At 35.1% G+C, this 16018-nt stretch carries 15 protein-coding genes; 10 read left to right on the top strand and 5 right to left on the bottom strand.

What is annotated here, in order from left to right; translation table 11 throughout:
• Nucleotides 1–165: 165 nt before the first annotated feature.
• The 5 genes from obgE to rsfS all read left to right on the top strand — a co-directional run bounded on the left by obgE (nucleotide 166) and on the right by rsfS (nucleotide 3458).
• Nucleotides 166–1455 (top strand): GTPase ObgE, encoded by a 1290-nt coding sequence (obgE, locus tag CPHY_RS13145; RefSeq protein ID WP_012200562.1) that lies wholly within the window; start codon nucleotides 166–168, stop codon nucleotides 1453–1455.
• 44 nt (nucleotides 1456–1499) lie between these two features.
• Complete coding sequence (yhbY, locus tag CPHY_RS13140; RefSeq protein WP_012200561.1) at nucleotides 1500–1790, top strand: ribosome assembly RNA-binding protein YhbY; 291 nt, start codon at nucleotides 1500–1502, stop codon at nucleotides 1788–1790.
• A gap of 16 nt (nucleotides 1791–1806) precedes the next feature.
• A complete protein-coding gene (gene nadD / locus CPHY_RS13135) occupies nucleotides 1807–2409 on the top strand; it encodes a nicotinate-nucleotide adenylyltransferase (RefSeq protein ID WP_012200560.1) in 603 nt (200 codons plus the stop codon).
• A 25-nt stretch (nucleotides 2410–2434) separates the two neighbouring features.
• Nucleotides 2435–3025: a bis(5'-nucleosyl)-tetraphosphatase (symmetrical) YqeK gene (gene yqeK, locus CPHY_RS13130; RefSeq protein ID WP_012200559.1), complete on the top strand. Its 591-nt coding sequence runs from the start codon at nucleotides 2435–2437 to the stop codon at nucleotides 3023–3025.
• A 70-nt stretch (nucleotides 3026–3095) separates the two neighbouring features.
• On the top strand, nucleotides 3096–3458 hold the full coding sequence (rsfS, locus tag CPHY_RS13125) for a ribosome silencing factor (RefSeq protein ID WP_012200558.1): 363 nt from the start codon (nucleotides 3096–3098) through the stop codon (nucleotides 3456–3458).
• A 234-nt stretch (nucleotides 3459–3692) separates the two neighbouring features.
• On the opposite strand, the gene lexA is transcribed toward rsfS, so the two are convergent.
• Nucleotides 3693–4307 (bottom strand): transcriptional repressor LexA, encoded by a 615-nt coding sequence (lexA, locus tag CPHY_RS13120; RefSeq protein ID WP_012200557.1) that lies wholly within the window; start codon nucleotides 4305–4307, stop codon nucleotides 3693–3695.
• 401 nt (nucleotides 4308–4708) lie between these two features.
• Between lexA and yneA the strand changes: the two genes are divergently transcribed.
• Complete coding sequence (yneA, locus tag CPHY_RS13115; RefSeq protein WP_012200556.1) at nucleotides 4709–5059, top strand: cell division suppressor protein YneA; 351 nt, start codon at nucleotides 4709–4711, stop codon at nucleotides 5057–5059.
• Between the two features lie 296 nt (nucleotides 5060–5355).
• Nucleotides 5356–5844, top strand: a complete 489-nt coding sequence (locus tag CPHY_RS13110) for a hypothetical protein (RefSeq protein ID WP_012200555.1) — start codon at nucleotides 5356–5358, stop codon at nucleotides 5842–5844.
• Nucleotides 5845–6056: 212 nt separating this feature from the next.
• Here the strand turns inward: CPHY_RS13110 and aroA are convergent, their stop codons facing one another.
• The 3 genes from aroA to aroF form a co-directional block, all read right to left on the bottom strand.
• Complete coding sequence (gene aroA, locus CPHY_RS13105; RefSeq protein ID WP_012200554.1) at nucleotides 6057–7367, bottom strand: 3-phosphoshikimate 1-carboxyvinyltransferase; 1311 nt, start codon at nucleotides 7365–7367, stop codon at nucleotides 6057–6059.
• A 261-nt stretch (nucleotides 7368–7628) separates the two neighbouring features.
• The gene (locus CPHY_RS13100) at nucleotides 7629–8738 is read right to left on the bottom strand and encodes a prephenate dehydrogenase (RefSeq protein ID WP_012200553.1); all 1110 of its coding nucleotides are present in this window, start codon (nucleotides 8736–8738) and stop codon (nucleotides 7629–7631) included.
• A 16-nt stretch (nucleotides 8739–8754) separates the two neighbouring features.
• Nucleotides 8755–9768: a 3-deoxy-7-phosphoheptulonate synthase gene (gene aroF, locus CPHY_RS13095; RefSeq protein WP_012200552.1), complete on the bottom strand. Its 1014-nt coding sequence runs from the start codon at nucleotides 9766–9768 to the stop codon at nucleotides 8755–8757.
• A gap of 435 nt (nucleotides 9769–10203) precedes the next feature.
• On the opposite strand from aroF, the gene CPHY_RS13090 reads away from it, so the two are divergent.
• From CPHY_RS13090 to CPHY_RS13080, 3 genes are all read left to right on the top strand, one after another.
• Nucleotides 10204–12297: an elongation factor G gene (locus CPHY_RS13090; protein WP_012200551.1), complete on the top strand. Its 2094-nt coding sequence runs from the start codon at nucleotides 10204–10206 to the stop codon at nucleotides 12295–12297.
• 413 nt (nucleotides 12298–12710) lie between these two features.
• A complete protein-coding gene (locus tag CPHY_RS13085) occupies nucleotides 12711–13424 on the top strand; it encodes a gamma-glutamyl-gamma-aminobutyrate hydrolase family protein (RefSeq protein ID WP_012200550.1) in 714 nt (237 codons plus the stop codon).
• Nucleotides 13425–13443: 19 nt separating this feature from the next.
• The gene (locus CPHY_RS13080) at nucleotides 13444–14358 is read left to right on the top strand and encodes an aldose 1-epimerase family protein (protein ID WP_012200549.1); all 915 of its coding nucleotides are present in this window, start codon (nucleotides 13444–13446) and stop codon (nucleotides 14356–14358) included.
• Between the two features lie 168 nt (nucleotides 14359–14526).
• Here the strand turns inward: CPHY_RS13080 and CPHY_RS13075 are convergent, their stop codons facing one another.
• Entirely contained in the window at nucleotides 14527–15315 is a 789-nt protein-coding gene (locus CPHY_RS13075; RefSeq protein ID WP_012200548.1) for a gluconate 5-dehydrogenase, read from the bottom strand.
• Between the last annotated feature and the right edge of the window lie 703 nt (nucleotides 15316–16018).

The raw sequence follows: 16018 nt of genomic DNA, 5'->3' as shown, positions 1-16018 counted from the left end.
GAAGATTTTCCATTAATGAAAAATGACAAGAGTGAAATACTAAAGTTATTATATTTAGTTTCATATAGATTAGATTTTGAGGTTTGTGTTTTGATAAAGGGCACAGGCTCTCTTTCAGGTTGTTATGGTATAGATGGGCGCTAAAGCGCCAGAATTGAGGTTATAATGTTCGCAGATAGTGCAAAAATTTTTATACGCTCCGGAAAAGGTGGCGATGGACATGTTTCTTTCCGTCGTGAAATCTTTGTCCCTGCCGGCGGTCCTGATGGAGGAGACGGTGGTAAGGGTGGAAATGTTATATTTGAAGTTGATGAAGGTTTAAATACTCTTGGAGACTTCCGTTTAAAGAGAAAGTATTCTGCCGGTGATGGTGAAAACGGTCAAAAGAAACGTTGCTCTGGTAAAGATGGTGAAGATTTAATCATTAAAGTTCCAGAAGGTACCATTATTAAGGAAACAGAAACGGGTAAAGTTATCACCGATATGTCACATGAAAATCGTAGGGAAGTAATACTTCGCGGTGGTCGTGGTGGTAAGGGAAATCAACATTATGCAACTCCAACAATGCAGGTACCAAAATATGCTCAGCCAGGACAAAAGGCGATGGAACTAAATGTTACGTTAGAGCTTAAGGTAATCGCAGACGTTGGCTTAGTAGGATTCCCGAACGTAGGAAAATCTACATTATTATCACGAGTTACCAACGCAAAACCTAAGATTGCAAACTATCATTTCACTACACTAAATCCCAATCTTGGTGTTGTAGATTTAGATGGTGCGGATGGTTTTGTTATTGCTGATATTCCAGGATTAATTGAGGGTGCTTCCGAGGGAATTGGTTTAGGACATGAGTTCTTAAAACACATTGAGCGAACAAGGGTAATTATACATCTTGTAGATGCTGCATCAACCGAGGGTAGAGATCCAGTGGAAGACATTGAGAAAATCAATCATGAATTATCCTCCTATAATGAAGGATTATTATTAAAACCACAGGTAATAGCAGCAAATAAGACTGATGTTTTATATGGCGAAGAGGAAGAGGAAGCAATAAATAAAATCAAAGAAGCTTTCGAATCAAAGGGAATTAAGGTATTTCCAATCTCTGCAGTTAGCGGACAAGGAGTTAAGGAATTACTTTATTATGTAAGTGATTTATTAAAAACTGTTGATGCTACACCAATTGTATTTGAAAAGGAATACTTCCCAGAAGAGAATTTAGTGATGAGTGAGCCTTATACAGTTGAGTATAATGAAACGGAAGAAGTGTATGTAGTAGAAGGTCCTCGTATTGAAAGAATGCTTGGATATACTAACATAGATACAGAAAAAGGATTTGAGTTCTTCCAGAAGTTCTTAAAAGAAAATGGTATCTTAGATCAGTTAGAGGAGTTAGGAATTGGGGAAGGCGATACAGTACGTATGTATGGTCTTGAGTTCGACTACTACAAATAACACTATAGGAAAAAATAGCTGAAAAAAGATGGAATGGAGCAAGTATGACAAGTAAACAAAGAGCATATTTAAAGGGTCTTGCAATGAACATAGATCCAATTTTTCAAGTTGGTAAGGCGAGCATATCACCTGAACTAACAACTGGTATCTCTGAGGCATTAGAGAAAAGGGAATTAATAAAGATATCAGTGTTAAAAAACTGTTTAGATGATCCAAGAGAGATCGCTTCTGTATTATCAGAACGTACTCATTCAGAAGTTGTTCAGGTCATCGGAAAGAAAATAGTATTATATCGTGAGTCAAAGGAAAAGAAGAAGATCGAATTGCCAAAGTAATGGGAGTGAATCGGTTATGAGAAAAGTTGGTATTATGGGTGGTACATTTAATCCTATCCACTTTGTTCATTTATTGCTTGCGGAAGCTGCTTATGAGCAGTATCATTTGGAGGAAATAATATTTCTTCCTTCCAAGCGACCAGCGTATAAACCATTATCGGAGTTAATTGAAGAAGAACATCGATTTCATATGATTGAATTAGCGATCAGTGACAATCCACATTTTTCTGTGTCTGATATGGAGTTCCATAGAGAAGGAAATACGTATACCGCAGATACGTTACTTGAGTTAACGAAGAAGTTTCCTGATACAGAGTTTTATTTTATTATTGGTGGGGATTCTTTGTTTGAACTTGAGAAATGGTCAAGACCAGAAATCGTAATGGAAAAAGCGCATATCGTTGCTGCTGGGCGGGATGATAAAGACGATGACCAAATGTTACAAAAGATAATGGAGCTGAATGAGAAATATAAGGCAAAGATTGAACTATTACGAGTGCCAATGATGGAAGTATCATCACGAATGCTGAGAGAACGAGTAAAGGAAGGGCAGTCAATCCGATATTTTTTACCAGAAGCCGTGAGAAGTTATATTATAAAACACGGGTTCTATCTCTAAAGTTGGAGCGATTGATAAGGAAGCGATGAATCAAATCGTAGAGCAGATTGAAGAGCAGATGAAACAGTTACTGCCAGCCAAGCGTTATACACATACGGTAGGGGTTGCCTATATGGCTGCATCCCTTGCGATGTGTTATGGGGAAAATGTTGAGAAATCTATGATTGCAGGTTTACTTCATGATAACGCGAAATATATACCTTTTGAGATAGCATTCGAAGAATGTAAAAAGGCTGGGATTCAGGTTTCAGAATGTGAGCGAAATAGTCCGATGTTATTGCACGGGAAATTAGGTGCTTATTATGCGAAAACCAAATATGGTATTCAAGATGAAGAAATTTTATCTTCGATTACTTATCATACGACAGGAAAGCCAGCGATGACATTTTTGGAGAAAAATATATTTCTGTCTGATTATATTGAGGTTCATAGAACGCAGAATACAAAGCCTACACTTGATGTGATCCGAACAACAGCGTTTAGGGACCTTGACTTATCGGTTTATTATGCACTAGATAATACATTACAATTCTTAAAGTTTAATAATCGCATAATTGACAGTATGTCTTTTGATGCACTGGAATATTATAAAGTAAAAGTCAACAAAGGAAAATAAATTGTTATAAGTTTAGAGTGGTTTATAGCAATAGAAAGAGTTTTAGAAATCGGTATAAGGAGAATAACGAATGGAAAATATTTCGAAGGAAATGGTACGTCTTGCATTTAAAGCATTAGAGGATAAAAAGGCGGAAGATATTAAAGTAATTGAAATCGGAAACATCTCTGTCATTGCAGATTATTTTGTCATAGCGAATGGTAACAATCCTTCTCAGGTAGAAGCTATGGTAGGAGCTGTAGATGAAGAATTAGCAAAGAACGGTTATCAAGCTAAGAGAATTGAAGGCGTTAAATCTTCAGGCTGGGTATTGATGGATTTCGGCGATGTTGTCGTTCATGTCTTTTCAAAAGAAGATCGTTTATTCTATGATTTGGAACGTATTTGGAGAGATGGTAAAGATGTATCTCTTGATATATCAAAAGAAGCTTAATATAGTAATCCATAAAAACACGCTTTGCGAACTTTTTATTGGAATGAAAAATAAAACTCGAGTAATGATGGGGAAGGCAAATTTTTGCTTCATATCATTAACTCGAGTTGTTTTGTTTATAGGTAGATATTTTTTATTAATAGATCGCTTGCGCTTATATTAATAACTATAATCTGTAATAGAATGTCGTATTATAAAGTTATGTTAAAAGCGATCACTTTTTATTGCTACGATTTAAAATAAACGGAATAATCCGATTACGATACCAAGAATTTGCACATCTTCAACAATAATAGGTTCCATAAAATCATTCTCTGGCTGTAAACGGTAATAACCTTTTTCTTTATAGAAAGTCTTTACTGTAACAGAATCATCAATTAACGCAACGACAAAATCCCCATTTTCTGCAGTTGTCTGCTTTTTCACAAGGATCTGATCACCATTAAAAATACCAGCATTAATCATACTGTCGCCCTTTACTTTTAACATAAAGGATTGCTCATTTGGCATATATTCTGTTGGTATTGGAAAATATCCATCAATATTTTCCACCGCTAAGATAGGCTGACCAGCAGTAACCGTACCAACGATAGGTACATTTACTAGTTCTCTTCTTGTTAGATTAAATTCACCGTCGACGATTTCTATTGCTCTCGGTTTGGAAGGATCTCTTCTTATGTAGCCGTTCTTTTCTAATGTCTCAAGATGGGAATGAACAGAAGAGGTAGACTTTAAATTAACGGCTTCGCAAATCTCCCGAACTGCAGGTGGATAACCTCTGCTAATTATTTGTGCCTTTAAATAGTCAAGTATTTCCTGTTGCTTTGAACTTATTTTCCCATATCCCATTTGGATACCTCCATTCTTTATCCCTTATATCAGAAAGCCATGGTTATGTACTTCTGCGAAACTTATAGTGTAATTGATAATTTTATTGATTATGATTGTCTGTATTACTTACAATATATTGATCTCTTAATATAAATAAACTTATATTTTTTCCTAATGTTAGTATCAGCTAGGAAATCTAAATATGGTATATAATAACTCAACTAACATCATTATACCATAATAAAAAAGAGAATGCAAAACCTATGTTCGATTTTTAATACTTTTATCAAATGTTTTTTGCAGAAACTATTGACATCCGAATGTACGTTCGATATAATTAAGAAAACATACGTTCGAAAACATTTGTTCTGTTCAAAGAACGAACTCATTTACATATTTAGTTTATATTGGAGGATGCTATGAGAGAGAGAAGTGTTAGAAATTATTCAGAAGAAATTATAAGTTTTATGAAATATCACTTTAATCATAAGGCAATAGGTTTTTTATTTGTTGTCATTATATTATTTTATCTAGTATCTATTATTCCTACGAAGATAGCTTATGCTGATCAGAATACCGTAAGTTATAAAACTTTTCAAAGTGTGGAAATCAAGGCAGGGGATACTCTTTGGTCTATTGCTACGAAGTATTATACAGAAGAATATAAAAGTATACAAAATTATATTGAAGTAATAAAAGAAAGTAATTCTTTAAAAAGTGATACCATACATAGTGGATGTTATTTGATTATTCCGTACTATCAGAACTAAGAATATGTTCTAATGATTTAGAAATGGTATTATGTACATCTAATGCGATGTAAGTGTTTTCATAATTTTATAAAATATTAATAGGAAATTTTGTCGTCTTATTGTATAATATATAGAGAAACTTCTTATGAGATTTTTGTAACAGGTGTAAAAGTATAGTACTGATACAAACATAGATAATAAGAGGAATGTTGAAAAAGGTATTCTCATTTTGTGGAAAGCGTTTACAAATATGACAATATTTTTGAATACAGCGTGAGAAAAGATAGGCTATATAAATAAGGAGACAAGGTAATATGAAAAAGTATGGCAGGTTGATAGTGCTTGTTGTTTTGTTATTAATTGCAACAGAAGTAACAATTTACGTGAACAAAAATATCGACAGTAATTTAGATACGAACGATCGTGGTAGAACTTTAGAAAGTCTTAGAGCAGCGGTAGCCAATTCAGATGCTGCAAGTAAAGGACTTAATCCATATACTGAATTTTGGGATTATGAAATAGAATTATTACGTGACGATTATCCTACGACTAAAACTAGTATATTTGACTATGTGGATAAGGAATTGTGGGATACTAAGTTAACAGCTCTCATAGATCGTATTAATACTGAATATGTAGATGATCAGACTATTTTAGAAGATGTTAAGTCAGTGATCCCTACGAATTTTTTGAGAGACATCTTTAGCGAAGAGTCGAATAAAGGTTACTTCCGTTCAGTATTGCTATTAATGGAAGATGACTACAACAAGCAACAAACACAACAGCCAACTCAGGGAGCCTAGTGTGACCGAATAAATAAAAAAATCTTATTTCTATCTTACGTAAGAAGAAATAAGATTTTTTTATTATTCAATCAAAGAAAAGTAGTTAATGCATGCTTTTTCTTGTTGGACTTAGCCATCTAAGTTTAAGGTGAGGTTTTACGGTAGAGAAATGAGTTTATGCGATCATGAAATCACCTACTATTCAAGAAGAGTTTACGTGATATATTTCTCTAATTATCGCAGGTTAGTCTATACAAATCTTGATAAAATTCTGGATAGGAGATGTTAACACATTCTGCACCTTGAATAGTCGTTTCGCCTTCGGCCATTAGGCTTGCAATAGCGAAAGACATTGCAATACGATGATCTTCTTTACTTTCGATGACAGTACCAGATAGCTTTTGGCCTCCGTGAATAATCATACCATCTTCGGTTGCAGTAAGATTAGCGCCCATATGTTTCAGTTGTTGTACCATTACATCAATACGATTGGACTCTTTCACCTTTAATTCGGCTGCATCTTTGATGATTGTATCGCCTTCTGCAAAACATGCAACAACAGCGATAACAGGTATCTCATCAATAAGACGAGGGATGATACTTCCTTCAATCACAGTGCCATGAAGTTTACTGCTTCTAACCCTTAGATTGCATACTGCTTCACCTTCTTGATTCTTTAAATCTTCTTTCGTAATGTCAGCACCCATCGCAAGCAAGACATCGATGATTCCATCACGTGTAGGATTTACACCTACATTATTTATAACAAGTTCAGAATTAGGGAGTATACAAGCAGCAGCAAGGAAATAAGCGGCAGAAGAGATGTCTCCTGGTACATGAACTTTTTGTGCCATTAACCTTGGTTCAGGTTGAATAGTTACTGTTTTGTCGTTTACGCTAAGATTTGCACCGAATTTTTGTAACATAAGTTCGGTATGATTCCTCGAAACGTATGGCTCAGTTACTGAAGTTTCACCTTCTGCATATAGACCTGCTAAAAGAATAGAAGATTTAACTTGTGCAGAGGCAATAGGAGAATTATAATGAATACTCTTTAAGGCAGACTTTGCGCCGTTTTGATAGGATCCATTAATGCAGAGTGGTGCACAACCGTTTCCTAGAACACTTTTAATATCAGCATTCATTAGGCTTAGAGGTGTAATAACTCTATTCATTGGCCGTTTTTGTATAGAACTATCACCGGTAATGTTACTTTCAAATGGTTGACCACTTAATATTCCAGAAATAAGACGGAGCGTCGTTCCACTATTACCTACATCAAGAATAGTAGAAGGTGGAGTTAATCCATGAAGTCCTTTTCCGTGAATTCGAATCACTTGCTGTTTAGTATCTTCTTCTATATTGATTCCCAGCTGTCTAAAACACTGTATGGTTGAGAGACAGTCAGCACCTTTTAAGAAATTATAAACTTCTGTAGTTCCTTCTGCTATAGCTCCAAACATAACTGCACGGTGTGAGATGGACTTATCACCTGGTACGGTGAGGGTACCATTTATCTGTTTCACTTTATGAAATTTCATACCAATTCCTTTCTGATTTTACACATAAGTTGGTAAAGATATCTAATTTATCAACCTGTTAACTGGATTTCGAAATACAGTTTAGTGTAATATTTCTTCATCGTAAGGAAAAGTTCGCATAACGTACTTTTCTTACTTATATAAGTTGAACTTTAGATTTCTACTGTTTCAGGTGTAAAAATACTTGCGTAATGGTAATTTTACACCTAGAACAGTATAGAAAACTTAGTTCAACTTTATATATTATCTCTGATATAGATCCTAAGTGCGTTCATATAACACATAATTATGAGATTGTAAGGATTTCTTTGCTTTCAATAAGGCTTCCTCTGAATAGAGTTCAATACGTAGAACTCCTTGTTCAAATTCGCGGTTGTGTATAATACCAATATTTTTTATGCTGACGCCATTGCTTCCAAGCAGGGTAGCAATGATGGCAATCGCTCCTGGTTCGTCAGTAATATCAATATACAATTCGTAAATACGATGAATGATACCTTTGGAGTTTGGAATTTGATTACGATAGATGCCAGCAGACTCAAAAATCTGATAGAGATATTCAGAATCCTGTTCTTCTAAAGCAGTGATTACTTGATCTAAATTACTCTGAAACTTCTTTAGACTATGTATTATACTGTCTTTATTCGTAAGGCAAATATTTTGCCACATGATTGGGGAGGAAGAGGCAATTCTAGTGATATCCTTAAAACCGCCGGCAGCTAGTAATTTACGTTTTTCACTTGGATCATCCGACTCTTTTACAAGATTAACAAGTTCCGCAGCAATAATGTGCGGAACATGACTAATATCCGCAGTAATGTTATCATGATCTTTAGGATCTAGTACGATCGGTATCGCATTGATTCGTTTTACGATATTGGTAAACATTGTTACCTGTTTTTTTTCTACTTTATCTGATGGAGTGAGAATATAGTAAGCATTTTCTAACAGTAACTCACTAGAATTTAGGTAACCACTTTTTTCAGAGCCAGTCATTGGATGTCCACCAATAAACTGCTTATCTAATCCAAAACTTGCGATAGCAGTATGCATGATTGATTTCACACTTCCCACATCAGTTAGGACACAAGTATCTTTGATACATGCCTTTAATTGTGGCAGGTAGGATAGATTTACCCTAATTGGTGCACATAAAAAAATGATATCACAATTAGAAAAATCCACGCTTAAGTCATGGCCTATGTTATTAATTGTTCCATCGGATAAAGCAATTCGTAAGTTTTCAGAAGATACACTATCTTCTTTTTCATATGCAACGATGGTACAAGGGTAATGATTAGCCCGTAAGGCCTTAGCGATGGATCCACCAATCAAACCAAGACCTATAAATCCTATGCATAAATGTTTCATATGCGTTCAATCCTTCCTAGAAGCGTTTTCCTGCCAACTTAGCGTATGGACGTAATTCATTGCAAAGTTCATCGAATTGATCAAAGGTTAATGACTGTGGCCCATCAGAAAGTGCAGTAGCTGGATCTGGATGTGTTTCAATCATTAATCCATCAGCACCTGCAGCAATCGCACATTTTGCAAGAGGAGCGATATAACGTCTAACTCCGGTTGCATGACTTGGATCCACAATGATTGGCAGGTGACTCTTGTGCTTAATAACAGGAACCGCACTAATATCTAAAGTATTTCTTGTTGCGGTTTCAAAGGTACGTATACCTCGCTCACATAAGACTACATTTGGATTACCTTCCGATATAATGTACTCAGAAGCGTTTAACCAATCTTCAATTGTTGCAGCAAGACCACGTTTTAAAAGAACAGGTAAACCAGTTTTACCAGCTTCTTTTAGTAAATAAAAGTTTTGCATATTTCTTGCTCCAATTTGTAACATATCAACATATTTTACTGCGGCTTCAATCGCTGCAAGACTAGTAACCTCACAAACTACTGCTAGACCTGTAGCTTCTCTTGCTTCCTTCATATACTTTAGGCCTTCCTCCTCAAGACCTTGGAATGAGTAAGGGGAAGTTCTTGGTTTGTATGCACCACCTCTTAAGATAGTTGCACCTGACTTTTTAATTGCAATAGCTGTTTCGAGAACCTGATGTGCACTTTCCACTGCACATGGACCAGACATAACACAAAGTTCATCGCCACCAATGGTTGTATTACCAACTTTAACAATAGTTGGTTCCGGATGAAATTTTTTATTTGCTAACTTATAGGACTCGGTCACAGGTAAAATATGATCAACATCTTCTGCAATCTCAAGATTACAGCAAGATAATTTACTTTTATCTCCAATGACACCAATAATGGTGACTTCTTTCCCAGCCGAGATATGCACATCAAGTCCTTTTTCTTTAATCAGTCTCAATATATTGTCAATTGACTCCTTTTTTGCATTTGGCTTCATAACGATTATCATAACTTTATCTCCTAACATACGTATAGTATTTACCAAAATCTGAATTGTATTGTACCTTATTTTATTTTTAATGTCAATACTATGATGCTTTAAAGCGTAACGCTTTAAAGCGAGGAATAAGATGGTAAAGACTACATTTTTTATAATAAAAATCCAGAATATGGGAGAAAGAGAAGGAAATCAATTATGTCTCACACTTGTGAATTAATAATTTTATAGTGTCACATTTGATAGATTTATGTATATTGTTTAGATATAATGAAACTTAAAAAATAGATTTGTGATAAATGCATAAAACTATTGTAAGTTTATTGAAAATTAGGTAAAATATATAGGAGGGAATTGGTAATATCCCATACAGCAAATGTGATCCGATATAAATAAACTCTTATATTGGAAGGCAGTTTGACTATAAAGTAATGGAGGACAACAGACATGGAGACTTACAAGTATGAGAAGATTCGTAATGTTGTATTGTTAGGACACGGTGGTAGTGGTAAAACAACCTTAGTGGAAGCTATCGCTTATACAACAGGAATTACGAACCGACAAGGCAAGGTCGAAGAAGGTAATACAATCAGTGACTATGACAAGGAAGAAAATAAACGACTTTTTTCCATTAGTACTACAGTTGTACCGATAATCTGGGAAGACACAAAGATTAATTTACTAGACACGCCAGGTTATTTTGATTTTGTAGGTGAAGTGGAAGAAGCATTACTAGCATGCGATGCGGCAATAATTGTTGTTTCAGCAAAGTCAGGCGTTGAAATCGGTACAATGAAAGCTTGGGATTATTGTGAAAAATATAAACTTCCAAGAATGTTCTTTGTAACAGATATGGATGATGATAACGCAAGTTTTAGAGCAGTAGTAGAACGATTAGATGAACTGTATGGAAAGAAAATAGCACCATTCCACTCACCAATACGTGAGAATGAAAAATTTGTTGGTTTTGTTAATGTTGTAAAGATGGCAGGTCGTAGATTTACAAAGTTAAGTGATTATGTAGATTGCGAAATTCCAGAATACTCTATGGAATATGTAAATAAATACCGTGAATCATTGTTAGACGCGGTGGCAGAATCCAGTGAAGAGTTAATGGAAAAGTATTTTGAAGGAGAAGAATTCACACCTCAAGAAATATCTACAGCTCTTCGCAGTAGCGTGATTGACTGTAGTATTGTACCGGTACTTATGGGTTCTGGTTTATATGCTCAAGGTACTAGAATGATACTAGAAGCAATTGAAAAGTATTTTCCTTCGCCAAATAAGGGAGTGCTTACTGGTGTAAATACGAAAACAGATGAAAACTTTGCAGCGGATTATGATGCAAATAAACCAATGACTGCCTATGTTTTTAAAACCATTGCAGACCCATTTATCGGTAAATTCTCATTAATTAAAATATGTTCGGGAGTACTAAAGTCAGACTCAGTAATCTATAACGCTGATAAAGATACCGAAGAAAAATTGTCAAGACTTTATGTATTGCGTGGAAAAGAACAAATTGAAGTTAAGGAGTTGTATGCAGGAGATATTGGTGCCATCGGTAAGTTATCCAATACAGTAACCGGTGATACTCTCTCAACGAAAGCTACTCCGATCGTTTATGCACGTCCGAAATTATCAGTACCATATGCTTATCAAAGATTCAGAACTAAGAACAAAGGAGATGACGATAAGGTTTCCCAAGCGCTGCAAAAGTTAATGGAAGAAGATTTGACCTTACGTGTTGTAAATGATAAAGAAAATCGTCAGACTCTATTATATGGTATTGGAGAACAGCAATTAGATGTAGTAGTAAGTAAAATGTTACAACGCTACAAAGTAGATATAGAGATTATGAAGCCAAGAGTTCCTTATCGTGAGACGATTCGTAAAAAAGTACGAGTACAGGGAAAATATAAGAAACAATCCGGTGGTCATGGTCAATATGGTGATGTTCATATTGAATTCGAACCATCTGGTGATATGGACCTTCCTTATGTGTTTGAAGAAAATGTATTTGGTGGGGTTGTTCCTAAAAACTTCTTCCCAGCGGTAGAAAAAGGTATTGCGGAAAGTGTATTAAAGGGGCCTCTGGCAGGATATCCAGTTGTTGGTTTAAAGGCTACTTTAGTAGATGGTTCCTATCATCCTGTAGATTCTTCAGAAATGGCATTTAAGATGGCAACGATTCAGGCTTTTAAGCAAGGAATTATGGAGGCTACACCAATCTTACTCGAGCCAATTGTTACCTTAAAGGTATTAGTACCAGATAAATTTACAGGTGATATTATGGGCGACTTAAACCGGAGACGAGGCAGAGTATTAGGTATGAATCCTCTTCATAATGGAAAACAGGAAATCGTAGCAGATATACCACTTTCTGAGACCTTTGGTTATGCTACGGATTTACGTTCCATGACTGGTGGTATTGGCGAATACTCTTATGAATTTGCAAGATACGAACAAGCTCCTAGCGATGTTCAACAGAAAGTTATTGAGGAATCTGAAAAATATGCAAATTCAGAAGAAGTTGGTTAATGTTTTTAGTGAAAGAAAGAAGATTATCTTAATTCTTATGGATAAAGTAATAAGATATGAAGATATCGTTGAAGTTCGCTATAACAAGTTTTGACTGAAAGAATTTAAAGATTTTAAAACGTAACAAAGGAAACATACCGAAGTAGAAGCGTAGCAATTGTTGTTGCTTCTCCTAGGTATGTTTTCTTCTTTTCGTATTTATGGCAAGGAAAAATTCGTGAAGCGTGCTTTTTTCTTGTTTGACTTTATGGGGTATTGTATTCTTTTTGTAAATTTTTTTGAAATTCTTTTATATCTTGAAGAGTATCTGAGAATTACGACTATATATGATTTAAAACATATGTAAGAATATATTCATCTTTACACAAACCCCTCGTATGATATAATAAGTTTGATTATTGGCAGGATAAAAAGTGAAAAAACCCGTTATTGGTATCTTACCACAGTATGAAGTAGAAACAAAAAGGATAAAGATAGAGGAGTTCTATGTTAAAGCGATTCAAAAAGAGGGTGGTATTCCAATCCTTCTCCCTTTGTATCAAGAGATTAGTGATATCGTCTATCTCTTATCAGAGATAAATGGGGTATTGTACCCGGGAGGACCAGATGTGAGTCCTTTTTATTGGGGTGAGGATTCTGCCTGGGAATGCAGAGTCATACAACCAGCAAGGGATCAACTAGAGATAAAGTTACTTCCTTATGTACTCGCTTTAAAAAAACCGATATTAGGAATTTGCCGTGGGCTTCAAGTAATTAACATTGCTTTAGGTGGAGATATCTATCAAGACATAGAACACCGGAAATCTGATACTATGAATGTAGGGCATTATCAAAAATCTCGTGGTGATGTTCCAACGCATTATGTAAACGTATGTAAAGATACACTATTACATAATATAGTTAAGTCAGAGAAAATTATGGTTAACAGTTATCATCATCAAGTAATACGTACAGTTGCGAAGGGCTTAGAAATTGCTGGTTATTCGAATGACGGATACACCGAAGCAGTGACGATGAGAGATTATCCTTTTTTTCTAGGGGTTCAATGGCATCCAGAAGAATTATACGAGGGAGACGAGACATCACAGTTTATTTTTCGGGCTTTTATCCAGGCATGTCAAAAATAGATTAAGAAAGGGATAAGAAATGGCAAAAATTTATCTTGAGAATGCACAGTTGATAGCAACCTTTGACACGAAAGGAGCTGAATTAATTTCTGTTAAAAGAAAGAATACGGTATTAGGAAAAGTAGAGGAACAAGAATATCTATGGTCTGCAGATCCGAAGTATTGGGATAGACATGCGCCGATATTATTTCCATTTGTGGGAACACAAAAAGGGAAGCAGTATCAGTATAAGGGAGTTACTTATCCGATGCAACAGCATGGATTTGCAAGGGACCAAGAATTTATAATACAGGAACAAGAAGACAATAAAATATTGTTCAAACTATCCTCCAATGAAGAATCGATAAAGTGTTATCCTTTTGAGTATACTTTATGGATAGGTTATGAGTTAGAAGATGATACGATTAAGACTTTCTATCGTGTTGATAATCTTATGGACGAGAAGATGTATTTTGCAATCGGAGCGCATCCTGGATTTTTCTGCCCATTAATAGAAGGGACATCACAGGAAGATTATTCTTTCCGTTTTCCAAATACCAATACGATTACTTACACTATTGTTAATTTTGATACTGGTTTGAAACGGGATATTCCTTATCAAATTCCTTTAGTTAAAAAGGGAGAATTTGGGTTTCTTAAATATGAAAAAGGATTGTTTGATCGTGATGCTTTAATCATAGAAGAGAGTGGAATTAAGGAAGTTGCGATTTGTAAACCAGATGATCAGCCATACGTTGTTATGAAGTTTGATGCTCCTTTGTTTGGATTATGGTCACCAGCAGGGAAAAATGCACCATTTGTATGTATAGAACCATGGTACGGTAGATGTGATGCAGAAGAGTTTGATGGTGATTTAAGTGAGAAAGAGTATATAAATGAACTTGATCAAGGTGAGCAATTTGAGTGCCGTTACTCTATGCAATTTCTTGCCTAGTAGAGTTTAAAATATGAGATATAATCATTCTAGCAAGAAAAAGCACGCTTTGTGAATTTTACCTTGTCAGGAATGATAAAAAAGGGAACGTCGTAATATCTAATTCATAGCTATTGCGACGTTCCTTTAATTTTTTAAGAAACTTATAAAGTTTCTATTGTATATCTCTTACTTAGGCTGTTTTCCGATGTATGCTAAGATACCACCGTCTACGTAAAGGATGTGACCATTTACGAAGTCAGATGCATCAGAAGCTAAGAATACAGATGGACCAGCTAAATCTTCTGGCTCACCCCAACGAGCAGCTGGAGTCTTTGAGATAATAAAGTTGTTGAATGGATGACCATCTTCACGAAGAGGAGCTGTCTGAGGAGTAGCGATGTATCCAGGTCCAATACCATTACACTGAATGTTGAATTCACCATATTCAGATGCAATGTTCTTAGTTAACATCTTAAGACCACCCTTTGCTGCAGCATAAGCGGATACAGTCTCACGACCTAATTCACTCATCATAGAACAGATGTTGATAATCTTTCCATGACCCTTCTTAATCATGCTAGGAATAACAGCTTTAGCCATGATGAAAGGAGCATTTAAATCTACATCGATAACTTGTCTGAATTCAGCAGCTGTCATTTCAATCATAGGGATACGCTTGATAATACCTGCATTGTTAACTAAGATGTCGATAACGCCAACTTCCTTCTCGATCTGAGCGACCATTGCATTTACTTGATCTTCGTTTGTTACGTCACAAACATAGCCGTGAGCAGTGATACCAGCTTCTTTGTAAGCAGCGATTCCGTTGTCTACTAATTCCTGCTTGATATCGTTGAAAACTATAGTAGCGCCAGCTTCTGCATATGCGCTAGCAATAGCAAATCCGATACCATAAGAAGCACCGGTTACTAAAGCGATTTTACCTTCAAGGGAAAATTTCTTTGAAAAATCCATTTTTACGACCTCCATATAATATTTAATAAATTATACAAGCAAAGGTATGTAAAAAATCCTTCGCTTATATTTATTCCTTTTAAGTTAGGCAGATTTTTGCTTCACTTATATAATAATAGAAGGTTCCTAAAGTTTCTTTCTATTATTCATGACAAGGAAAAGTTTGCGAAGCGCGCTTTTTCTTGTTTTGATAACTGTGTTTTGCTTTTATTCAAAGTAAATATAAGCGCTTACAATTATTCTATGTGATATTATTGAATTGTAAGTCAATTATATATCACCAATGTAGAAAAATCAATAGCATTTACTTGAATAATTCTTTTCTAGTATGTGTAAGAGCTTACAATTTCAAGCCTTTTTATCACCTAAATGTACAAATCATACATTTATATTGTAGAAATTTATTTAAACAATTATTCATGACAAGGTAAAGTTCGCAAGTGTGCTTTTTCTTGTTTAGGATATGTTATGTATTATATCCTTTCTATTTATCTTTCGCAAGGCTTAGAGTGTAAGATAAATTTTTAACGGAAATAATTCGTTAGTGAGGCAAATAAGATTAAGTATTTAAAAACAAAGAAGAAATGAGGTTGAATATCGATAAGAATTTCGTTATAATTATCAACTAGGAGAGTGATTTCATGAATAGAAATTTTTGTAACGTCAAACCTAAGATATGGTCTGACGTTAGGTCTATGAATTT

The sequence above is a fragment of the Lachnoclostridium phytofermentans ISDg genome (genome assembly GCF_000018685.1).
In the GTDB taxonomy this organism is placed as follows: Bacteria; Bacillota; Clostridia; order Lachnospirales; family Lachnospiraceae; genus Lachnoclostridium; species Lachnoclostridium phytofermentans.
The sequence above is the reverse complement of the archived record's forward strand: the minus strand, read 5'-3'. Positions and strand labels throughout refer to the sequence as shown.